Origin of the sequence: Stenotrophomonas sp. Nf1, from assembly GCF_003028475.1 — a bacterium.
Lineage (GTDB): Bacteria > Pseudomonadota > Gammaproteobacteria > Xanthomonadales > Xanthomonadaceae > Stenotrophomonas.
Genome location: NZ_PYTV01000001.1, coordinates 628,919 through 650,674 on the forward strand (window position 1 = coordinate 628,919; position 21,756 = coordinate 650,674).

Sequence of the window (21,756 nt, forward strand, 5' to 3'; positions counted from 1 at the left end):
GCCCCTTCAGTTTTTCTGCACAGGATAAAGAAAAATCAGTTTGTCTTATCCGGGCGCTGGCCGCACCCTGCGCATCCCTTCGCTGCCCGGTCCGTCCCGATGTGGATTGCCGCCACCGTCGCCGGCCTGCTTGCAGGCGCCGGCCTGATCATCGCCATTGGCGCGCAGAATGCCTTCGTGCTGCGCCAGGGGCTGCACCGTCGCCACGTGGGGACGGTGGTGCTGGCCTGCGCGGGCGCGGACATTGCGTTGATTCTGGCTGGCGTGGGCGGCATGGGCGCGCTGGTGATGCAATGGCCGCTGCTGCTGCAGGTGCTGCGCTTTGGCGGTGCCGCGTTCCTGCTCTGGTATGGCCTGCAGGCCGGCCTGCGCGCCTGGCGCGGTGGCGGTGCACTGGCCGCGGACGATGCGCACGGTGGCAGCAGACGGCAGGTGCTGCTGGCCTGCCTGGCCTTCACCCTGCTCAATCCGCACGTGTACCTGGATACGGTGGTGCTGCTGGGCAGCCTGTCCACGCGCTATCCGGGCGAGCTGCGCTGGGCGTTCGCAGCCGGTGCCTGTGTGGCCAGTGTGGCCTGGTTCTGCACGCTGGGCTATGGCGCGCGGCTGCTGCAACCGATGTTCCGCAATCCCACCGCCTGGCGGGTGCTGGACGCGGGCGTGGCGATGTTCATGTTCTGCCTGGCCACGCTGCTGTTGCTGCGTCCGCTCTAGGCGGCATCATCCAGCGCGCACAACGGCGCTTCGCCGGGGCGCAGGGTCAGTACGCGCACGCCATTGCGGGTAACTGCCACGGTGTGCTCGAACTGCGCCGACAGCTTGCCGTCGCGCGTGTACACCGGCCATTCGTCCGGCTGCTGGCGGATGGCCGGCTTGCCCTGGTTGAGCATCGGCTCGATGGTGAACACCATGCCTTCTTCCAGCACCATGCCGGTGTTGGGATGGCCGTAGTGCAGGATCTGCGGCTCCTCGTGCATCTCCTGGCCGATACCGTGGCCGCAGTATTCCTTCACCACGCTGTAGCCGTGGCTGCGCGCATGACGGGCGATGGCATGGCCGATATCGCCCAGGCGTGCGCCGGGGCGCACCGCGGCGATGCCTTTCCACATCGCCTGGTAGGTGGTCTGCACCAGCCGGCGCGCGGCGTAGTCCACGTCGCCGACAAGATAGGTGGTGCTGGAGTCGGCGATGTAGCCGTTCTTCTCCAGGGTGATGTCGAGGTTGACGATCTGGCCGCTGCGCAGCACGTCGGTGGTGCTGGGCATGCCGTGGCAGATCACGCTGTCGATCGAACTGTTGAGCACGTACGGAAAGCCGTACTGGCCCTTGCTGGCCGGGCGCGCCTGCAGTTCATCGACAATCATGCGCTCGACGAAGTCGTTGATCTCCATCGTGCTGCGGCCCTGCAGCGGCAATCGGTCGAGCGCGGCGAACACCTGCGCAAGCAGGCGCCCGGATTCGGCCATCAGCGCGATTTCGTGCGGCTGCTTGATCATCGCCATGTCAGGCCCGCCCGGGTGCCAATGACTGGGGCTGGACGCCGGCCGCGCGCAGTTCGCTGGCGACGATGTCCTGGAAGCTCAGCGTGGGGTTCAGCTCGCACAGCATGCCGACCCGGATCCAGAAGTTGGCCTGGGCGTTGATCGAGCGGCTGGAGACGGTGCAGGCACGGCGCAGCTGGTCGTGCAGGGTGTCATCGATGTTGACGATGCCCATGGGCGGTCCTGATGGGGTGGATATACGAAGCGTATATACTTCGTATATTAACCTCAAGTCCCCGCCGTTCAGCCGGCGTCGGTGGCAAAGCGCAGGCGGTTGCCGTCGGGGTCGCGCAGCAACATCTCGCGGCTGCCCCACTCGGTGTCATGTGGGGACTGCTCGATCGGCACGCCGGCCGCACTGAACGCGCGGTACAGGGCGTCGACATCCTCGACGATGAAGTACACCGCGCCGCCGACCTCGCAGTCGCCGCTGTGTTCGGTGAGGAAGATCGTCTGGCCATCGCGGGTGAGCTGGGCGAACAGCGGGAAGCCGGGCTCGAAGCGGTGTTCCCAGTCGACCACGAAGCCCAGCCCCTGCACGTAGAACGGCAGGGTGGTGTCGGCGTGGCGCATGCGCAGTTGCGGGATGACGGTCTGGGGCATGGCGGCGGCTCCGAGGTGGGAGCCCAGTGTAGTGCCGGCCGCTGGCCGGCATTCTCGTGAGCGTGGGAACAACGCGGTTGCCGGCCAGCGGCCGGCACTACCGAAGCATTGCCGGCCAGCGGCCGACAGCCGCGGTCAGCAGGCCGTCGGCACGGCCGCCATCGCCGCCAGCAGTTCGCGGTTCACCTGCTGGTGCCGGGCCTGCCAGGCAGGAAGTTGATCGGCGCGGATGTCGGGCTGGCCGTCCAGTGATGACAGCCAGCGCTTGAATCTGCTGCGATAGTTGGCCTGCGAGACTTCACCGGTGATGTCACTGCCGACCAGGCCGCCGGCACGCAGCGCCTCGATCACCACCAGGGCGTCTTCCAGTTGGAACCGGCCCTGGTCCCAGTTGCTGCGCGCCACATCTTCGGCGAACACATCCTTGTCGATCGAAAGATAGGTCGGCTGCGGCGACGCGGCCTGCTCGGCGGCGAACGCCGCCACCAGCGCCTCGGGGTGCTCGAAGCGGCGGAACGCGTGGCCCATGCCGAGCCGGCGGCCCCAGCTCACGTCCACGTCCATGCACCAGTAGGTCAGGCGACCGCCCAGCAGCGGGCGCCAGTGGTTTTCCCAGGCATGGCCGAGACCGATGTCGCTGGAGGTGATGCCCAGCACGTGAATGTGGGAGATCTGCGGCAGCTTGCTGGCGGCGTTCACCCAGGAACCGCAGTGCATGCCGAACGGAAAGCGCATGTTGTCCGGATGGTTGTCCAGCACCACCAGCTGGAACGGCGGTTGTGTGCGCATGCGCTGCAGCAGCGGCAGACTGAGATGGTGGAAGTCACCACTGCCGAGCATCACCGTGCCGAGCTGCGCTGGCAGCGGTGCCAGCACTTCTGCGCTGAAACGCGCCAGGGTGGCGGTGCGGCAGGCGAAGCGCAGCGGGTCATGCCACTGTGGCAAGGACAGGGTCTGCGCCTGCGGCAGCGGCAGCACGCCACCGTCCAGATCCAGAATCAGCGGAGAACGCAACGGCATCGCTCAACCGCCTCCATCCGGTTCGCCCTGCAGATGCGGGGCCAGCCTGCGCAATGCGGCGCGCAGCAGCGGTGAGCGGGCGTGGATCGCGTGCCGGGTGGAGGTGAAGCGCGCGCCCAGTTCGGCTTTGATCCGCGAATCGGTCCAGCCCGCCACATAGTGACTGAGGCCGTGCTGCAGGGCGTACTCAAGGTTGTGCATCCAGCTGACCGCGTACAGGTTGTGCTCGCGCGACTGCGGGTAGGCCAGGCCGATGTACTTGTCCACCAGCTTGCCGGCGTGCACGTAGCACAGGTTCCAGCCGATCAGCCGGCCCTGGTGACGGTACAGGAACATGCGTCCCTGGCCGTGGCTGTCGGCCAGCAGGTGCTGGAAGTAGGGCAGGTCGAGCTGGTCGAAGTGCAATGCACTCTGCGCGTACACGGCCAGGTACAGCGCATGCAGTTCGGCCTGCAGCTGCGGGTCGGCCAGCGCTGGATCACCGGTGGCGATGCAGTCGATCTGCAGGTCCTCGCGCGAGCGCAGCTTGCGCCGGATGTTCTTGCGGCGCGAGGACGACAGGCGACCGAGATAGCCATCGAGCGAATCGAAATCGATCGCCACCCAGGCCAGCGGCATGCCCTCCAGTTCGACGAAGCCGCGCGCCAGCAGCGCCTGCAGGAAGGCTTCGCTATGCGCATTGGCGGCGTCATCCAGCAGCGGTGAATCGATTGCCAGGTCCTTGACCACCAGCAGCCGGGAATCGCCGATCGCGTGACGCGTCACGTCCTCGGCCAGCGCCTCCGGCGCGACGTGTGCCGGCAGTGGGGTGTACTCGGTGCTGGTGGCACCGACGAAGCGGGTCTTCCAGGTGATCCACGGCCGCCACAGGCGCGACAGCGGCAGGCCGAGCAGCTTGCTGCGCAGTGCGTCGTCCATCGTGGTGGTCAGGTCCAGCGGCGCACGGAAGGTCGGCAGGCCGCTGGGCAGACGGCTCGCTTCGAAACCGAGCGGCGGGTGGGCCAGGAAGCCCTCCAGCAGCGCGGCCGGTTCCAGCGCGGTGCTGGAGGCGCGTGGTGTCATCTCCATCGGCACAGGAACCGGCAGCGCATGCGGCCTCAGCCCTTGGCCTTGGTCAGCGCCTGGTCAAGCAGGGTGATCGCCAGATCGATCTCTTCATAGCTGATGTCCAGCGACGGCGCGAAGGTGATCACGTTCTTGTACCAGCCACCCACGTCGAGCACGAGGCCCATGCGCTTGCCGTCGTGCAGCAGGTCGCCGGCCAGGCCGATGTCGACCATGCGGTCCAGCAGTTCCTTGTTCGGGGTGTAGCCATCTTCCTGGCAGATCTCGGCGCGCAGGGCCAGGCCGAGGCCGTCGACATCGCCGATTTCCTTGTGGCGCTTCTGCAGGCCACGCAGGCCGTCGAGGAAGTAGGCGCCCTTTTCCGGCACGGTGCGCTCGTAATCCATCTCCTTGCCCAGCTTCAGCACTTCCAGGCCCAGGCGGGTGCCCAGCGGATTGGAGTTGAAGGTGGAGTGGGTGGAGCCCGGCGGGAACACGGTCGGGTTGATCAGCTCTTCGCGCGCCCACAGGCCCGACAGCGGGTTCAGGCCGTTGGTCAGCGCCTTGCCGAACACCAGCACGTCCGGGGTCACGCCGAAGTGCTCGATCGACCACAGCTTGCCGGTGCGCCAGAAGCCCATCTGGATTTCATCGACGACCATCAGGATGCCGTACTTGTCCAGCACGCGCTTGAGGCCGGTGAAGAAGTTGCGCGGCGGAATGACGTAGCCGCCGGTGCCCTGGATCGGCTCGACGTAGAACGCGGCGTACTCGGCCTGGCCGACCTTGGGATCCCACACGCCGTTGTACTCGCTTTCGAACAGGCGCTCGAACTGCCACACGCAGTGGTCGGAATACTCGTCCGGGGTCATGCCCTTCGGGCGACGGAACGGATACGGGAACGGGATGAACATCGCGCGCTCGCCGAAGTGGCCGTAGCGGCGGCGATAGCGGTAGCTGGAGGTGATCGAGGACGCGCCCAGGGTACGGCCGTGGTAGCCGCCTTCAAAGGCGAACATCAGGCTCTTGCCGCCGCGCGCGTTGCGCACGATCTTCAGCGAGTCTTCGATGGCCTGCGCGCCGCCGACGTTGAAGTGCACGCGGCCGTCGAGGCCGAACTTGTCGTGCATGTCCACTGCAATGGTCTTGGCCAGCTGCACGCGGGTCGGGTGCAGGTACTGGCTGGCGACCTGCGGCAGGGTGTCGATCTGGTCCTTCAGCGCATCGTTCAGGCGCGGGTTGCTGTAGCCGAAGTTGCAGGCCGAGTACCACATCTGCAGGTCGAGATAGGGCACGCCCGCGCCGTCGAACATGTAGCTGCCTTCGCCGCGCTGGAAGATCTTCGGCGGGTCGACGTAGTGGACGGTGTCGCCGAAGGAGCTGTAGCGGGCTTCGTCGGCCAGCAGCTGCGCATCGGAGGCAGCGGCGTCGGCGTTCTTGTCAAAAATGTTCATGCAGTTCGGTTCCGTGAAGGACGTTCGAAAGGGGCAACAGGGGGGCGTGCTTGGAAGAAGTGATCAGGCGGTGGCCAGCAGCAGCGGCAGTGCGGTCGGCTGCGGGCTGGCGCCGAGGTGACGAGGCTGCAGCAGGCTGCCATCGAGCAGGCGCGGCAGCAGTGCAATGGCATCGTGGAAGGTATCGATGGCGGCATGCGCGATGCCGGCATGGGTGCAATGGGTGATCAGGCGGCGCTTGGCGAACACGAAATCGGCATCTTCGGAGACGCAGAAATCCGAGCTGCCGTCGCCGATCATCAGCACGCGCGGTGCTTCGTCGGCACGAGCCTGCGCGGCGCAGGTGCACTTGCAGGTACCGCTGCGGCAACCTTCGGCCTGGTACGGCGATTCCAGTTCCCAGTGGTCTTCGCACCAGCGCAGATGATTGGCGACCACCGGCAGCTGCGGCAGGCCGTGGTTGGCGAGGATGCGGTGGATCGCGTAATCCAGGCCGTCGCTGACGATGCGCAGCGGCAGGCCCAGCTGCGCAGCGCGAGTGACGAACGCAGCAAACCCCGGATCGATCTGCACCTGGTCCAGATGCGCATCGAGCGTGGCCGGGTCCAGCTTCAACAGCCGCACCTGGCCCTGCATGCATTCACGCGAGCCGATCTTTCCCGCTTTCCACTGGTCTTCCAGTTCCTGCCAGCCCGGCTGGCCATACTTTTCCAGCAGCGAGTCGATCACATCTTCGAGGCTGATGGTGCCGTCGAAGTCACACAGGATGCTCCAGTGCATGGGCAGGTCCGTCGATGGAAGAAACGACCGGCTCGATGCCGGGGCAGGCTCAATGTAGGCAGGCCGCCTTTCTCGTTCCTTTCCTGTTGAAAGGCTTCATTGCGAGGCAGGGAAAACGTTCAGGAAGGTGCACGGATGAATGCGTGGGGTGCTGCCGATGCAGGCAGGTGCAGGTCAGGCCCGCGTCAGCACCTGCAGGATCTGCGCGGTCTCTTCACGGCTCTGCCAGGCGCTGTTGCCGAGGGTGAGCATGCGCGCGGCGAAGTCGCGGGCATTGGGCACATCGGTGGGCGGCACGATGCCCCGCAGGTAGGCGTAGTCGGGCAGGGCATGGATGAACATGCGGCTGGCGCCGAGCCCGCGTGGCCATAGATCCGCCAACGCGGCATCGCGGGCACGCTGGCTGGGCAGCAGCAGCATCAGCATCGGCCAGGTGCCACCGGTTCCGGCCACGCCATCAACCACCTCCACCGCCGGCAGTTGCGCCAGCTGCACGCGCAGCTGCAAGGCACGCAGGCGCCCGGCCTGCAGAAACGTAGGCAGGCGTTGTGCGGCTCTGGCACCGATGCTCTGCCGCCAGCGGCTGACCCGGTGCTGAGGGATGTCCAGCGCGAACACATCACCGACTGCGGCTTCGACGTCGCCACGGCGCAGTGCGCTGCGCAGTGGATTGCCGTACACCAGCGACAGCAGCGAAGGGCGGTAGCAGGCGGCAAGGCCCATCAGCTGCACACTGCGCAGCAGCTCCCAGCGTAGGCTGGAACGAACGTGTTGAGCCGCATGTTCGGCCAGTGCCGCGCGCAGCTCATCATCGCGGCTGACCAGCAGGCCGCCTTCGTGCAGGCTCAGGCCCTTGCCGGCGGCCAGGCTGAAGAAGCCGATATCACCGCGCAGGCCGACACTGTGGCTGCCTACGCGTGCACCGAGCGCCTGTGCGGCATCTTCGATCACCCAGGCGCCGGCGCTGCGTGCAACCTCGCAGGCCAACTCGACATCGGCGATGCGGCCACCGAGATGGGTGGGCAGGATCGCCAGCGTGCGCGCGTCGGCCAGCCGCTTGAGCTGGGCGGGATCGAAGTCGAAGTGGCCATGGCGGGTATCGCACAGCTGCACGCGCAGCCCCAGGCTGTGCACGGCGATCGGTACCAGCGGACAGGTGTAGGCCGGCAGGATCACGGTGTCGCGATGCGGCGCGCGCTTGCGCAGCGTACGCAACGCGATCAGCAGCGCATGCGTGCCGGAGCAGGTCAGCTGCAACGGCGGTGTGCCGAGCTGATTGGCCAGGATCGTGCGCAGGTCGTCGCCACCGGGAACAAAATCGCTGGCCTGCAGCGGCAGGCCAGCGGTGGGCGGCAGTTCGCGCGCGAACAGGTTCATGGCTGCGCGCTCATGCGCTGCTCTCAACCGGGCTGTGCGGGTCATCCGCCTCGGCGCGGCCGAGACAGACGATGCCGGCCACGATCAGTACCGCGCCAAGCAGATGGTGAAGGGTCAGCGGCTCGCTCAACAGCCACGCCGACAGCAGCAGCACGCTGATCACTTCCAGGTGCGAGGCGGCAAACGCGGGGCCGATCGGCGCGTGGCGCAGCAGGCTCATCCAGGTGAAGAAGGCACCGATGTAGCCGAGGATGGCGCCATATACCCAGGGCTGCGACAGCACGCGCAGCAGCCAGGCGGTGTTGGCTTCGACCGGCAACGCGGCATCGCCGGCGTACTTGAAGCACAGCTGCGCCAGTGTGTCGAAGGCCATCAGCAGCGGGAAGCCGATCACATACAGGCGCCTCATGAGCCGGCCCCCACCACCGCTACGCCTGCGGTGACCAGCAGCATGCCGGTCACCCGCAACGGCGTGAGCTTCTCGCGGAACAGGATGCGGCCGGCGATCATCAGCGCGACGATGTTGATCGAGCCCAGCAGCACGCCCTTGGACAGCGGCACCAGTGACAGGAAGGCGATCCAGGCGACGAACTCGAGCACGTAACAGGCGATGCCGATCCACAGCCAGGGCCGGCTGAGCATGTGTTTCCAGCGCTGCAGGCCTTCGCCCTGCTGGGGGTCGCTGGCGGCGGCCTTGAACGCGAGCTGGCCACCGGTATCGAGCACCACGTTGGCCAGCCACAGCAGTGTGGCAAGTGCTCCCATCTCAGGCCACCGCCTTGAGCGCGCCGCTGCGTTCACCGATCTCGCTGAAGAAGCGCGCGCTGCGACGGATCACATCGCGACGTTCGCGGTCGATGGTGATCATGTGGTAGCTGTCTTCCAGCACCACCAGCTCCTTCGGGCCACTGACCCGCGACATCACCAGTTCGGCATTGCCCATGCTGGCCACGTCGTCCTCGCGCGCATGCATCACCAGGCACGGCGCGGTGACCTGGTGCAGGTGGCGGCGGGTCCAGTGGCTCAGCGCCCGCATCTCGGCCAGCGCATGCCAGGGGTTGCCGGGCAGGCCGGCGGCGGCGCTGTCGCCGGACAGCATGGCGGCACTGACCTGCGCGCGCAGGCGCTCGTCACGCAGGCCGTACGGCGGCTCTTCCATGAACATGCGATCGCGGCCGATGTTGAAGCGCTTGAACCAGGGCAGCAGGAACGAGAAGCGGGCCACCGCGGGAATGTTCCAGCCGTCGTAGCGGAAGGTGGCGCCGTACACGCCCACGCCGGAGATCCATTGCGGGCGGCGTGCGGCCAGGGCCAGCGATAGCACCGCGCCCATCGACAGGCCGCCCACGAACAACTGGTCGACCTTGCCGCGCAGGGCCGCCGCCGCGTCCTCCACACCCTGGTACCACTGCTCCCAGGTGGTCGCCAGCAGATCGTCCACGGTGCCGCAATGGCCGGGCAGCTGCACGCCATGCACGGTGAAACCGGCGTTGTTCAGGCCCTTGCCGAGCATGCGCATTTCCGCCGGGGTGCCGGTCAGGCCGTGCACCAGCAGCACGCCCTGCGGGCCACCGGGGAGGAAGAAGTCGTGCGATTCGGTCACCTGGCGGCTCCGGGACGGCAGTGGGGAGGGCAGGATCGCAAGCGCGATTTTCGCCAGCCTTTCAGCGCCCCGGGCCGGGTCAGGGGGCCTTCAGCAGCGGCAGCGTGATGGCCACCTTCAGCCCGCCGCCGGGCCGGTTGAGGAAGCTCAGGCGGCCGCCGAAGTGCTCCACCGCCTCGTGGGCGATGGCCAGGCCCAACCCGGTACCGCTGGCGGTGGTGCCGGGGGCACGGAAGAAGCGCTCGCCCAGCCGCGGCATCACGTCGTCGGCGACGCCAGGGCCGTTGTCCTCCACGTACAGCTCGACATCATTGTCATCCAGCGCGTGCACGCCCACGGTGACGGTGGCTTCTCGACCGGCATAGCGCAGGGCGTTGTCGATCAGGTTGTCCAGCGCCTCCTGCAGCATCGCGCCGTTGCCGAGCACGCGCAGCGGGTGCGGACCGCCACGATAGCCCAGATCGATGCCGTCGCGGATCGCTTCGGGCACGCGCATGCCGACCCACTGCGGCACCAGCTGGCACAGATCCAGTGCTTCCACCGTGTCCGGCACGGTCTGCGCGCGGCTCAGTGCCAGCAGCTGGGTGCTGACGCGGGCCGTGCGCTGGTTGAGCCGGCGGATGTGCTGCAGGGCCTCACGCACCGTGTCCGGGTCGCCATGCGCCAATGCCTGGTCCACATGCAGGGCCATGCCGGCCAGCGGCGAGCGCAGCTGGTGGGCGGCATCGGCGATGAAACGGTTCTGCAGGGTGATCATTTCCGCCTGGCGCGCGAACAGATCGTCGATGGTGCTGATCAGCGGCTGGATTTCTTCCGGCACGTCGGCATCGGAGATCGGCGCCAGTTCGCCCCGCCGCTGCGCCAGCCGGGTCCTCAGCGGGGTCAGGATGCGCAGGCCATAGGTCACGCCGAACCAGACCAGCGCGGCGGTGCCCAGCGCCAGCATGGTCATCAGCGGGATGATGATCATCAGGATCTCGCGTGCGCGCTGGCGGCGGTCGGCCATGCTCTCGGCCACCGTTACCGCCAGCTGGTCCTGCGCGTCGTTCAGCGCCTGCGTGCAGACCGTGGCCATGCGCACCTGCTGACCATTGAGGGTGCCGTCGTACAACGCCGGGTGCACGCCGGTGCAGTCCTGGGAAGGCGCATACGGGCTGAAATCGGCGTTGCCGCTGATCGTGCCCTTGCGGCTGCTGTCCACATTGAAATAGCGGTGGCCGTCGGGGTCGTACTCGATCAGGAAACGCGCCTGCGGCGACAGATCGCTGGTCACCGGCATGGTGCTGAGCATCTGCGCGAACGAGTGGGTGTCGTCGACCAGGTTGCGATCGTGGATGCGGTTGGAATAGTCCAACGCAACGTAGTAGGCCAGCACCGTATTGAAGATGAGCAGGCCCAGCATCGGCAACGCCAGGAAGGCGAGCAGGCGCCGGCGCAGGCTGGGCGGGCCGCTGATCACGGCGTGCTTTCGTCCTGCGTGTCTTCCAGCATGTAGCCCAGTCCACGCACGGTGCGGATGCCCATGCCGCCGGGCTGCAGCTTGCGGCGCAGGCGGTGCAGGGCGATGTCCAGGCCGTTGTCGGTCAGGTCCTGGCCCCAGTCGCACAGCGCTTCCACCAGCTGCGCGCGCGACACGATGCGCTCGGCGCGTACCGCCAGTGCCGACAGCAGGCCGAACTCGCGCGCGGTCAGTTCCAGCGACTGGTCGTCGATCCACACCCGGTGCCCGGCCAGGTCCAGGCGCAGGCGGCCGATGCGCAGGTCCGGGTTGCCGTTGCTGGTGACCCGGCGCAACTGGGCGCGCACACGCGCTTCGAATTCGTCCAGTGCGAACGGCTTGACCAGGTAATCGTCGGCGCCCAGATCGAGTACGCGCACGCGTTCGGCCAGGCCATCACGGGCGGTCACCACCAGTACGGCCAGGCCGTCGCCGCGCTGGCGCAGGCGCTGCAGCACATCGCGGCCATCCAGCTGTGGCAGGCCCAGATCCAGTACCAGCAGGGCGTACTGGGTTGAACCCAGCGCGGCGTCGGCATGCGCGCCGTTGTCGACGTGGTCGACCACATGCCCCTGCCGGCGCAGCGAGGCGCACAGGCCGGAGGCGATGTCCGGGTCGTCTTCAGCAATCAGTACGCGCATGCGCGGGGGCTCCTGTAACGGTCAGGCCCGCCGGCAGGGGCGGGCCTACAGGTTGCCGAGGGTAGCGGCAAACCGGGTGAAGAGGGAGCGTGGCGGCGCCGGCGGGCGCGGCCGTGGTATCCGGCCGTTCAGTCCTGCAGGCCGGGCTCACCCTGCGCCAGCGGCACCCGCGAGCCGTCCAGCAGGCCACGGCTGAGCGTGCCATTCTCGATGAACAGCAGTTCGCCGTTCTCGCCGTTCTTGATGCTGCTGTCGATGGCGATCACACGGTCGCCGTGGAAGCTGCTGACGTGCGGCATCGAGGTATGGCCGACCACGATGCGCTTGAGCTGCAGGCGGTCGAGCACGCTCTGTACCCCTGCGGTGTCGAGGCGGCCATCGAAGTAGCCGCGGTACCAGATCGGGCTGGTCTTGCCGTCATACAGCGGCGCGGTGGCCGGGTCGGCCTTCACCTCGGCCTTGGGCAGGCCCAGCGAGGCCTGGTAGGCCGCGTTGGTGCGTGCCGGGGCCAGTGCCAGTTCCACCGCCTCGGGCGAGATGCCGCCGTGCAGGAACAACGTGTCGCCGATCTTCAGCAGCACCGGCCGCGTGCGCAGCCACTGGCCGATCACCGAATCGGCGCCATACAGCTGCGGGTAGCTGCGGCCGAGCAGCTGGGCGCTGCGCAGGTACTTCGGATTGACGTAGCGCAGGTCGTCGTACAGCACCATGGTCTCGTGGTTGCCCAGCACGAAGTGCACTGCGCCACCGGCAGCGGCCGCCTGCTGCTGCAGGCCGTACAGCAGCCAGAACGCTTCGGTGACCTGCGGGCCGCGGTCGAACACATCGCCGGCGATGACCAGGGTGTCGGTGCCCAGCGCCCAGCGGTCCTGCGCATCGATCACCTTGTTGGCGCGCAGCAGGCGTACCAGCAGGCCGTACTGCCCGTGGATATCGGACAGGGCAACGATGCGCGGCACCGCCGGCAGCACCGAGACCGACGGGGCATTGGGTGCGGCGACATGCACGGTGTGTTCGTAGCCGCAGCGCGGCGCGATATCGGTGCCCGCCGCGTTGATCGGCAGCGCGCGCGACTCGACCTTGTCCGCGCAGATCCATTTCGCCTTCAGCTGCTTGCCGTCGCGGAACACGTACGGGCCATCGGCCTGTACATGGTCAGCGGGCGCGGCGACCTCGCGGGCCTGCGTGGCTCCAGCGGCACAGGCCAGCAGGGGCAACAGGGCGATCAACAGCGAACGGCGATAGCGCGACATCGGCGGCATCCAGCGGCGGAAAGCGCCGATGCTACCCGGCCCGGCCGTAGCACGGTGTGCGCGAACGGGCGGATCAGATATCACGCCCCTCGTCCTTGAGCTTGCGTACGCGGGTGGCCGCCGCCTGCAGAGGTTGGCCGTCGCGCCCACGCGGCTGCATGTAGGGCAACGGACGGCGCGTGCTCGATTCGATCAGCTGCGAATGAGCCTCACCGGCAGCGAAGCGATGGCGTTCGCCCCACTGGCGCAGCGCGACCAGCAGCGGGAACAGCTCCTGGCCGGCGGCGGTGAGCACGTATTGCTGGTAGGCCGAACCGTCGGAGGCCGGCTGCAGCTGCAGGATGCCCGCCTCGACCAGCCGGCGCAGGCGGTCGCTGAGGATGTTGCGCGCGGCGCCGAGGCTGCGCTGGAAGTCGCCGAAGCGGGTGATGCCATCGAAGGCATCGCGGATCACCAGCAACGCCCAGCGGTCACCGAGCAGGTCGGCGCTGCGGGCGACGGGGCAGGGGCTGTCGGCGTGCATGGCAGGTTCCGTTGAATGTGGTTGCAGTTTAAAACCAATGCCGCTAGCCTGCATCAGGTTTCAAATTGCAACCACATGATGAGCCCCGCTCCGATACCCCGTTCCCTGCTGGTCCTGCTCGCGGTCGCCGCCGGCGCCAGCGTCGCCAACGTCTACTACGCGCAGCCGTTGCTGGACCAGCTCGCGCGCGCCTTCGCGCTGGACCGGGCGGTGGCCGGTGCGGTGGTGTCTGCCACCCAGGCCGGCAGCGTGCTGGCGCTGCTGGGCCTGCTGCCGCTGGCCGACCGTGGTGACCGGCGACGCCTGCTGCGGTTGCAGCTGGTGGCACTGGTGCTGGCGTTGCTGTGGCTTGCAGCGGCAGGCACGGCGGTCTGGTTGTTGTCGGGCATGCTGCTGGCCGGTTTGCTGGGCACAGCGCTGACCCAAGGGCTGATCGCCTACACCGCCACGCTGGCACCGCCCGAGCAGCGGGGGCGCGTGGTGGGCACCGTGCAGGGTGGGGTGTTCATCGGCCTGCTGCTCGCACGTGTGCTATCGGGGGTGGTCGCGTCTGCACTGGGCTGGCGCGCGGTCTATCTGCTGTCGGCGATGGTGATGGTGGCCTTGGCGGTGCTGCTGTGGCAGCGCCTGCCCGCCGTGCCGGAGCCGGTGGTTCCCCCGCGCTGGCGGGAACTGCTGGATTCGATGCTGGGCATGCTGCGCAACGACCGGACGCTGCGCGAGCGCGGTCCGTTGGCGCTGTTGCTGTTTGCCGGGCTCAATGTGTTCTGGGCGGCGGTACCGCTGCCGCTGTCGGCTCCGCCGTTGCACAGGTCGACCGCGGCCATCGGTGCACTGGGCCTGGCGGGCGTGGTGGGTGCACTGCTGGCGGCGCGGGTCGGCCATTGGATGGACCGCGGCTTCGCGCATCGGGTCAGCATCGGCGCGCTGATGTTGATGCTGGTTGCCTGGTGGCCACTGCTGGGCTTGCCGCGTTCGCTGGCGCTGTTGTTGCTGGGCGTGGTGGTTCTGGATCTGGGCGGGCAGGCGCTGCATGTCGCCAACCAGGCCCTGTTGCTGCGTGCACCGGCCGAGCAGCACGGTCGCCTGGTGGCGCTGTACATGCTGTTCTATGCGATGGGCAGTGGTGCCGGTGCGGCGGCCGGAACCTGGATGCAGGCCCGGCATGGCTGGCCGGCGGTGTGCCTGCTGGGCGCGGGCATCGCGTTGTTGGCGCTGCTGTGGTGGGCGGCGTGGCGGGTGGCAGCGCTCAAGGTATCGGCGGGCGCACGAACCGGTAGCGCCGGCTGCCGGTAGAGTCGACTGTTAGTCGACTGCTCTTCCGTCACCGTTCGAAAACCCCCGCGCTGCGCGCGATAGTCGACTGACAGTCGACTCTACCCGCCACCGGGATACTTCATTTCCGTCGGTTCACCGTTGCAGCGCACGTCGCCCCGGCACGTCCTGCAACGCATCGCTGGCCACCACCACGCGATTGCGGCCGCTACGCTTGGCCGCGTACATCGCGGCATCGGCACGTGACATCAGGCGCTCGTAATCCGGGTGGCCATCGTGGCCGGCTACACCGATGCTGGCGGTCAGTTCCAGCACCTGGCCATTGGCCAGCACCACCGGCGACTGCGCAATCTGCCGCCGCAGGCTTTCGGCAATCACCTCGGCCTGCGATTCGCTGGCCGCGACCAGCACCACCACGAACTCTTCGCCGCCATAGCGGAACAGGTAGTCGCTGCCGCGCGTCAGCTGGCCGAGCAGGCCGGCCACATGCTGCAGCGCGCGGTCGCCAGCATCGTGGCCATGGCCGTCATTGATCGCCTTGAAGTGATCCAGGTCGAGCAGCAGCAGCGAAAACGGTGTGCGGTTGCGCGTGGCCAGCTCGATTTCCCGGCGCAGCACGGTGGGCAGGAAGCGGCGGTTGAGCAGGTTGGTCAATGCGTCGCTGCCGGCATCGAGTTCGCCGATACGCTCGAACAGCAGCGTCATCAGGGTGCGGATGCTGGCCAGGTCTTCACGGATCGACGGCAGCACCGCCAGGCGCTGCGCGGGGGCATCCGTCGCCGCGTGCTGCAGGCACGTGTCGATGCGGGCCATCAAGCGGCCGACCTGTTGGGTCTCGCTGCTTTCGCCGAAGCTGGGAATGCCCTTGTGGGTGAACCACAGGCCAAATTCGGAGGTGGCCAGGCTGGCGCTGTCGCTGCCCTGCACGTGGCCGGCCAGTGCGTAGAGCAGGGCGTTCTCCCAGTCCAGCAGCAGTGCACGCTGGCGCTCGCGTTCGGTGCTGACATTCTGCACCAGCGAGAACAGCCGGTAGGCGGCGTCGGCACGGGTGGAGCGCTCGCGCGCATGGGTGTAGGCCAGGGTCATGCCTTCCATGGCGATGTCCATGATCGCGCTGAGGCAGTCGATGGCGGCGAAGGCGGTGGCGCTGTCCGGCGCATCGTCGCGCAGGCGCACGAACAGTTCGTGCTTGAGCACGCGCGCACCGCGCGTGACCAGATCGACCGGAATGCCGACCCGTGCATGCACGTCGCCGATCACCCGCTGCGCGGCCACCGTGCTGGCGATACCGTTGGCGTCGGTGGTCAGCAACTGCACCAGCCAGCGCTGCATGGCCGGCTGCAGGCGCTGCTTGACCTGCTCGTGGGACAGGAAACGGCGCGCGCGGCCATCCTGCAGCAGCACCTCATAGAAGCGCTGGGCCAGCGCCGGTGGTGCATCGGCGGCGGCATCGCGCAGCAGCGCGGTGGCGGCCGGCCCGGCCTGCTGCAGGCAGTGCTGCCACGCCTCGGCCAGGGGCTGGCTGGCGTCGTCCAGTTGGGGTGTTTCCACGTCGATCTCTGACTGCGTACGGCAAACCACGGATATCGGCCGCGGTGGCGCGCGATTGATGGCGATGAGCCGGGCAGTTTAAGCGCGATGCAGGGATGCCCGGTGCGCAAAGCACAGCGCGGCGGCTGCTGCAATGAGTGGACGCATTTGAGAATCACTCGCATTAATGAGAGAATACGCACCGCGAACCTTGCCGCAGAGGCCTGCGGCACGGTTCCGCCTCCCCCTCGTCGTTGCCTCAAGCCCTTCGCCAGAGGCCCCGTTGCCCTGCCAGAAGGTCCAGACCATGTCCCCTGCCGTTGTCCTTTCGCCGCGCCCGCTGGCGCTCGCCGTTGCTGCGCTGCTGGCCGGCAGTGCCCTGTCCGCCCGCGCCGAGACCGATGCCACCGATATCGATACGGTGCATGTCACCGCTTCGCAGATCGCGCGTCAGGCGCTGGGTACCTCGACCATCACCGCCGAGGACATCGCCAGGCGGCCGCCGGCCAATGACATCGCCGAGCTGCTGCGCACCATGCCCGGCGTCAACCTGACCGGCAACAGCGCTTCCGGCCAGTACGGCAACAACCGCCAGATCGACCTGCGCGGCATGGGCCCGGAAAATACCCTGATCCTGGTTGACGGCAAGCGCGTTGGCGCCCGCGATGCAGTACGCATGGGCCGCAGCGGCGAGCGCAACACGCGCGGCGATACCAATTGGGTGCCGGCGGAGATGATCGAGCGCATCGAAGTGCTGCGCGGCCCGGCCGCGGCGCGCTATGGCTCCGGTGCTTCCGGCGGCGTGGTCAACATCATCACCAAGCGCCCGACCGGCGACCTGACCGGTGCGGTCGACCTGTACGGCCTGGTGCCCGAGCACAGCGCCGAAGGCGGCAGCGAGCGCGTCGGCCTGCAGCTGAGTGGCCCGATGACCGATACGCTGTCGTTCCGCCTGTACGGCAACCTCAACAAGACCGACGCCGACTCGCTGGACCTCAACCGCCAGTACGCCACCAACCCGAACGCAGTGCCGCCGGCCGGCCGCGAGGGCGTCAAGAACCGCGACGTCAACGCGCTGCTGCGCTGGGACGTGACCGCCAACCAGGTGGTCGAGTTCGAGGCCGGCACCAGCCGCCAGGGCAACATCTACGCCGGCGACCGCGCGGTCAGCACCACCGGTACCTCCACCGGCGTTGACCTGGCGGCGCTGGCCGACGGCGAGGCCGAGACCAATCGCATGTACCGCAACACCGGCGCGATCACCCATCGCGGCCGCTGGGGCGATGTCACCTCGCGGGTGACCGCTGCGGTGGAAGCGGTGAACAACTCGCGCATCAACGAAGGCCTGGCCGGTGGCCCGGAAGGCAGCTTCAACGGCAGCGACTGGTCGACCTCACGCCTGCGCAACTACCAGCTCGATGGCGAAGTGAGTTTCCCGACCACGCTGGGTGGCGCCGAGAACGTCTGGACGCTGGGCTTTGAATACCTCGACAGTCGTTTGACCGACCCGTACTCGATGAGCCAGTCCAGCAGCAGCGGTGGTGGCTTCCCCGGGCTGTCGGCCGATCGCGCGCGCGGCAAGGCCGACGCGCAGACCACCGCGGTGTTCGTGGAAGACAACATCTACCTGGGTGAGCGCTGGATCGTCACCCCGGGCCTGCGCTTCGACCATCACAGCCAGTTCGGCAACAACACCAGCCCCAGCCTCAACGCGCAGTTCCGCATCAACAGCGACTGGGTGGTAAAGGGCGGCGTCGCGCGTGCGTTCAAGGCACCGAACCTGTACCAGTCCAATCCGGACTACCTGTACTACACCCGCGGCAATGGCTGCCCGAATGCGCTGCCGAGCCTGGGCGCCGGCTGCTACATGCGTGGCAACGCCGATCTGAAGGCGGAAACCAGCCTGAACAAGGAACTGGGCATCGAGTGGGCACCGCAGAGTGGCTGGCAGGCCTCGCTGACCTACTTCCACAACGACTACAAGGACAAGATCCAGGCCGGCTACGACCAGATCGGCCTGACCGCCGATGGCCGCGGCCGCATCTTCCGCTGGGAGAACGCGCCGAAGGCGATCGTGCAGGGGCTGGAAGGAAACCTGGTGATTCCGCTGCTGGGCGAGCAGGGCAGCCGCCTGAAGTGGAGTAACAACTTCACCTACATGGTCGAGAACGAGAACAAGACCACGCGCCAGCCGCTGTCGGTGATCCCGAAGTACACGATCAACACCATGCTGGACTGGCAGGCGACGGACAAGTTGTCGCTGCTGCTGACCGGCACGTTCTATGGCAAGCAGGAACCGGCCACCACCAACATCAACAACGACCCGCGCTGCACCGGCACATGCGATCCGTCGGTGGCGCTGCAGGACCGCGGCGCCTACAACATCTGGGGCGTGAGCGCGCGCTACAAGGTGACCGAAACGGTCAGCTTCGGCTTCGGCGTGAACAACCTGGCCGACAAGCGCCTGTTCCGTGAGGCCAACAGTAGCGATGCCGGTGCGGCGACCTACAACGAACCGGGCCGCGCCTACTGGGCCAGCCTGCGCTTCGGGTTCTGAGCGCACGCAGTTCGGTTTCAGCTGCGCCCGCCAGACGTGGCCTGGCGCTACCCCGGTAGCGCCGGGCCCTGCCCGGCGGGCTCGGCAGGTTGCCGGTTCTGCAATGTTATAAACACCGTGATAGTTTCCCCACGGCCGCCGGCGTAGCCTGCCTCCATCGCAAAGGAGCTGTTGCCATGGGCCACGACCACGATCACCTGCCATCCCAGATCCGCCACGAGAAACCCTTGTGGTGGGCGCTTGGCCTGACGTCCACCTTCCTCGTCGTCGAAGTGGTGGGCGCGTTCTGGACCAACAGCCTGGCGCTGCTGTCCGACGCGGCGCACATGGCCACCGACGCGCTGGCCTTGATGATCGCGCTGGTCGCGGTGCGCTTGAGCCGGCGCCCGCCCGACGCGCGCCGCACCTACGGCTATGCGCGCCTGGAAGCACTGGGCGCGATGATCAACGGCGCGATGCTGTTCGTGGTCGCGGCCTACATCCTGTGGGAAGCGGTTGGACGTTTCCGCCAACCGCAGGAGATTGCCTCCACCGGCATGCTGGTCATTGCCGCCGCCGGCCTGGTCATCAATCTGATCTCGATGCGTCTGCTGCAGGCCGGCAGTGGCGAGAGCCTCAACGTGAAGGGCGCCTACCTGGAAGTGTGGGCCGATATGCTGGGCTCGGTGGCGGTGATCGCCGGCGCCATCCTGATCCAGTTGACCGGCTGGAAGCCGATCGACCCGATCCTGGCCGTGCTGATCGGACTGTGGGTGTTGCCGCGGACCTACGTGCTGATGCGCGAAGCGATCAACGTGCTGCTGGAAGGCGTGCCCAAGGGCATGGACGTGGCCAAGGTGCGCGACAGCCTGTCCGGCCATGCGGCGGTGATGGACGTGCATGACCTGCACGTGTGGGCGCTGGCCTCCAGCACGCCGGCGCTGACCGCGCACATCGTGATGCGAGACGGCACCGATGCCGATGCGCTGCGCCGTGAGCTGGGGGGGCGCCTGCATGATGATTTCGGCATCGAGCATGTGACTTTGCAGATCGAGGCCGACCATTGCGGCGAAGCCTGCGGTGAACCGGCACCGGTGAAGGGCGGCGAGCACGAGGGCCATGAAGATCATGATCATGGCGAAGACGCACAAGGGCATCGCGGTCACGTGCATCGTTGAAGGGGATATGCCGTCACACGGATCGGGTGAATCCGGCCGCGTGAAACCGGCCGGGCGAAACCGGCCGGGCGAAACCGCTTGGACGAAACCGACCGGGGGAAACAGCTTGGTAGAGTCGACTGTTAGTCGACTGCTCTCCCGCGAGGCTGCGACAAAGCCCACGCTGCGCGCGATAGTCGACTGACAGTCGACTCTACCCAATCGTCCCGACGCGACCGTGCAGATTGCATCCGTCCAGTGCAGCGAAGGTCATTCGTCCCGTCGCGAAGCCAGCCGGTCCGCCAACCGGGTCGGCTCCGGCAGGCGATAGCCACGCAGCGTGCGCCGCACCCAGTCCAACGCGGTATCGGCACTGACCCGATGGCCGCCGGCCACGAACAGCGGCTTGCAGCGCACCTTGCTGCGCAGCACCCAGCCCAGTTGTTCATCGCCGTCCAGCAGCGGTGCATGCGCGCCGGCCTCGGTGCCCGGCTCGACGAAGCGCCCCACCAGTTTCGACTTGGCCACGCCGATGCTGGGCAGGTCGGTGACCACGCCCAGGTGCGCGGCCACACCCAAACGGCGCGGATGGCTGATGCCGTGACCATCGACGAACACCAGGTCCGGCGCGCGCGGCAGCAGCGCCAGCGCGGCCAACAGTGCCGGCAGTTCGCGGAAGCTGAGCAGGCCGGGGATGTACGGCATCACCGTGGGAATGCGTGCGATTTCCTGCGCCACCGGCAGCAGCGACTTCGCATCCAGCAGCACCGCTGCAGCACGGGTGGTGGCACCGTTGTCCTCGAAGCCGACATCCAGCCCGGCCAGCCAGCGCACGTCGCGGGGCAGGCGGTCCTGGCGCTCCACGCGGGCAGCCAGCTGCAGTTGTTGCGCGCGGGCGGCGGTGACGCTGCCTTCCCAGCGCCCGGGGTCGATCACCGTATTCATTGGCAAGAGCATGGCATGGGCAACGCCACGGCACGGTGAGCGGCGGCCGGGGCTACAATGGCGGCCTGCCTTTCCTCGTGTTGGAGACCCTGCAGTGACCCGTAAACTCGTACTGTTGCGCCATGGCCAGAGCCAGTGGAACCTGGACAACCGCTTCACCGGCTGGGTCGATGTCGACCTGACCGAGCAGGGGCGCCGGGAAGCGGCCGCCGCCGGCCGCCTGATGCGCGAGGAAGGCCTGCAGTTCGACGTCGCCCACACCTCGGTGCTCAAGCGCGCCATCCACACCCTGCAGGGTGCGCTGGCCGAGCTGGAGCAGGACTGGCTGCCGGTGAACAAGTCCTGGCGCCTCAACGAGCGCCACTACGGCGGCCTGCAGGGCCTGGACAAGGCCGAGACCGCCGCCAAGCATGGCGAGGAGCAGGTCAAGGTGTGGCGCCGTTCGTACGACATTCCGCCGCCGCCGATGGAGCTGGAAGATCCGGGCCACCCGATCCATGACCGCCGCTACGCCGGTCTGGACCGCAACGCACTGCCGGGCACCGAATCGCTGGCCACCACCCTGGACCGCGTGCTGCCGTACTGGCACGACGCCATCGCGCCGCAGCTGAAGGACGGCAAGACCGTGCTGGTCACCGCCCACGGCAACTCGCTGCGCGCGCTGTACAAGTACCTCAACAATGTCTCGCGCGAGGAAATCCTCGAGCTGAACATTCCGACCGGCATCCCGCTGCTGTTCGAGCTGAACGACGACCTGACCGTGCAGTCGTTCCGCTACCTGGGTGACCCGGAAGCGGCGCGCAAGGCCGCCGAAGCCGTGGCCAACCAGGGCAAGGCGAAGTAAGAAGAAGGCCGGCGCAAGCCGGCCTTCTCTTCTGTAGAGTCGAGCCATGCTCGACTGCTCTCCGTTCCAGGTTCATGCCCCCTGCGGCAACAGGCCAACAGCAGTCGAGCATGGCTCGACTCTCCAAGGGGC

At 67.6% G+C, this 21,756-nt stretch carries 22 protein-coding genes; 5 read left to right on the plus strand and 17 right to left on the minus strand.

The window, feature by feature from the left end; all coding sequences use genetic code 11:
* The first annotated feature begins 99 nt into the window (after positions 1 to 99).
* The gene (locus C9412_RS03065) at positions 100 to 714 is read left to right on the plus strand and encodes a LysE/ArgO family amino acid transporter (RefSeq protein ID WP_107230254.1); all 615 of its coding nucleotides are present in this window, start codon (positions 100 to 102) and stop codon (positions 712 to 714) included.
* Here the strand turns inward: C9412_RS03065 and map are convergent.
* The 15 genes from map to C9412_RS03140 all read right to left on the minus strand — a co-directional run bounded on the left by map (position 711) and on the right by C9412_RS03140 (position 13,337).
* A complete protein-coding gene (map, locus tag C9412_RS03070; RefSeq protein WP_181358662.1) occupies positions 711 to 1,496 on the minus strand; it encodes a type I methionyl aminopeptidase in 786 nt (261 codons plus the stop codon). The genes C9412_RS03065 and map overlap by 4 nt on opposite strands.
* Before the next feature lie 7 nt (positions 1,497 to 1,503).
* On the minus strand, positions 1,504 to 1,716 hold the full coding sequence (locus C9412_RS03075; protein ID WP_107164298.1) for a ParD-like family protein: 213 nt from the start codon (positions 1,714 to 1,716) through the stop codon (positions 1,504 to 1,506).
* Between the two features lie 68 nt (positions 1,717 to 1,784).
* The gene (locus tag C9412_RS03080; RefSeq protein ID WP_107230256.1) at positions 1,785 to 2,144 is read right to left on the minus strand and encodes a VOC family protein; all 360 of its coding nucleotides are present in this window, start codon (positions 2,142 to 2,144) and stop codon (positions 1,785 to 1,787) included.
* Between the two features lie 135 nt (positions 2,145 to 2,279).
* Positions 2,280 to 3,164 (minus strand): arginase family protein, encoded by an 885-nt coding sequence (locus C9412_RS03085; RefSeq protein ID WP_107230257.1) that lies wholly within the window; start codon positions 3,162 to 3,164, stop codon positions 2,280 to 2,282.
* 3 nt (positions 3,165 to 3,167) lie between these two features.
* On the minus strand, positions 3,168 to 4,232 hold the full coding sequence (locus C9412_RS03090; RefSeq protein ID WP_107230258.1) for a GNAT family N-acetyltransferase: 1,065 nt from the start codon (positions 4,230 to 4,232) through the stop codon (positions 3,168 to 3,170).
* Between the two features lie 29 nt (positions 4,233 to 4,261).
* Positions 4,262 to 5,662, minus strand: a complete 1,401-nt coding sequence (locus C9412_RS03095) for an aminotransferase class III-fold pyridoxal phosphate-dependent enzyme (protein ID WP_107230259.1) — start codon at positions 5,660 to 5,662, stop codon at positions 4,262 to 4,264.
* Between the two features lie 63 nt (positions 5,663 to 5,725).
* Positions 5,726 to 6,442, minus strand: a complete 717-nt coding sequence (locus C9412_RS03100) for an MtnX-like HAD-IB family phosphatase (RefSeq protein ID WP_107230260.1) — start codon at positions 6,440 to 6,442, stop codon at positions 5,726 to 5,728.
* 174 nt (positions 6,443 to 6,616) lie between these two features.
* Entirely contained in the window at positions 6,617 to 7,819 is a 1,203-nt protein-coding gene (locus C9412_RS03105; protein ID WP_107230261.1) for a DegT/DnrJ/EryC1/StrS family aminotransferase, read from the minus strand.
* A 10-nt stretch (positions 7,820 to 7,829) separates the two neighbouring features.
* The gene (locus C9412_RS03110) at positions 7,830 to 8,228 is read right to left on the minus strand and encodes a DMT family transporter (protein WP_107230262.1); all 399 of its coding nucleotides are present in this window, start codon (positions 8,226 to 8,228) and stop codon (positions 7,830 to 7,832) included.
* Complete coding sequence (locus tag C9412_RS03115; protein WP_107230263.1) at positions 8,225 to 8,584, minus strand: EamA family transporter; 360 nt, start codon at positions 8,582 to 8,584, stop codon at positions 8,225 to 8,227. The genes C9412_RS03110 and C9412_RS03115 overlap by 4 nt, the downstream gene beginning before the upstream one ends.
* 1 nt (position 8,585) lies before the next feature.
* Positions 8,586 to 9,422 carry an alpha/beta fold hydrolase gene (locus C9412_RS03120; RefSeq protein WP_107230264.1) on the minus strand — a complete coding sequence of 279 codons (837 nt, stop codon included), beginning with the start codon at positions 9,420 to 9,422 and terminating at the stop codon, positions 8,586 to 8,588.
* A 79-nt stretch (positions 9,423 to 9,501) separates the two neighbouring features.
* Positions 9,502 to 10,881 (minus strand): sensor histidine kinase, encoded by a 1,380-nt coding sequence (locus C9412_RS03125; protein ID WP_107230265.1) that lies wholly within the window; start codon positions 10,879 to 10,881, stop codon positions 9,502 to 9,504.
* Complete coding sequence (locus tag C9412_RS03130) at positions 10,878 to 11,561, minus strand: response regulator (RefSeq protein WP_107230266.1); 684 nt, start codon at positions 11,559 to 11,561, stop codon at positions 10,878 to 10,880. Before C9412_RS03130 ends, C9412_RS03125 begins: the two co-directional genes overlap by 4 nt.
* 128 nt (positions 11,562 to 11,689) lie before the next feature.
* On the minus strand, positions 11,690 to 12,814 hold the full coding sequence (locus tag C9412_RS03135) for a metallophosphoesterase (protein WP_107230267.1): 1,125 nt from the start codon (positions 12,812 to 12,814) through the stop codon (positions 11,690 to 11,692).
* A gap of 73 nt (positions 12,815 to 12,887) precedes the next feature.
* Positions 12,888 to 13,337, minus strand: coding sequence for a helix-turn-helix domain-containing protein (locus C9412_RS03140; protein WP_107230268.1), 450 nt, complete (start codon positions 13,335 to 13,337; stop codon positions 12,888 to 12,890).
* Between the two features lie 75 nt (positions 13,338 to 13,412).
* Here C9412_RS03140 and C9412_RS03145 point away from each other — a divergent pair, with 75 nt between their 5' ends.
* Positions 13,413 to 14,633: an MFS transporter gene (locus C9412_RS03145; RefSeq protein WP_258189944.1), complete on the plus strand. Its 1,221-nt coding sequence runs from the start codon at positions 13,413 to 13,415 to the stop codon at positions 14,631 to 14,633.
* A gap of 114 nt (positions 14,634 to 14,747) precedes the next feature.
* On the opposite strand, the gene C9412_RS03150 is transcribed toward C9412_RS03145, so the two are convergent.
* Positions 14,748 to 16,163 carry a GGDEF domain-containing protein gene (locus C9412_RS03150; protein WP_107230270.1) on the minus strand — a complete coding sequence of 472 codons (1,416 nt, stop codon included), beginning with the start codon at positions 16,161 to 16,163 and terminating at the stop codon, positions 14,748 to 14,750.
* Positions 16,164 to 16,449: 286 nt separating this feature from the next.
* Between C9412_RS03150 and C9412_RS03155 the strand changes: the two genes are divergently transcribed.
* Both C9412_RS03155 and C9412_RS03160 read left to right on the plus strand, forming a co-directional pair.
* Entirely contained in the window at positions 16,450 to 18,699 is a 2,250-nt protein-coding gene (locus C9412_RS03155; protein WP_107230271.1) for a TonB-dependent siderophore receptor, read from the plus strand.
* A gap of 176 nt (positions 18,700 to 18,875) precedes the next feature.
* Positions 18,876 to 19,856 carry a cation diffusion facilitator family transporter gene (locus C9412_RS03160; RefSeq protein ID WP_107230272.1) on the plus strand — a complete coding sequence of 327 codons (981 nt, stop codon included), beginning with the start codon at positions 18,876 to 18,878 and terminating at the stop codon, positions 19,854 to 19,856.
* A 249-nt stretch (positions 19,857 to 20,105) separates the two neighbouring features.
* Here the strand turns inward: C9412_RS03160 and nfi are convergent, their stop codons facing one another.
* Positions 20,106 to 20,780: a deoxyribonuclease V gene (gene nfi, locus C9412_RS03165; protein WP_107230273.1), complete on the minus strand. Its 675-nt coding sequence runs from the start codon at positions 20,778 to 20,780 to the stop codon at positions 20,106 to 20,108.
* A gap of 94 nt (positions 20,781 to 20,874) precedes the next feature.
* On the opposite strand from nfi, the gene gpmA reads away from it, so the two are divergent.
* Positions 20,875 to 21,624 (plus strand): 2,3-diphosphoglycerate-dependent phosphoglycerate mutase, encoded by a 750-nt coding sequence (gene gpmA, locus C9412_RS03170; protein WP_005408679.1) that lies wholly within the window; start codon positions 20,875 to 20,877, stop codon positions 21,622 to 21,624.
* The last annotated feature ends 132 nt before the right edge of the window (positions 21,625 to 21,756 follow it).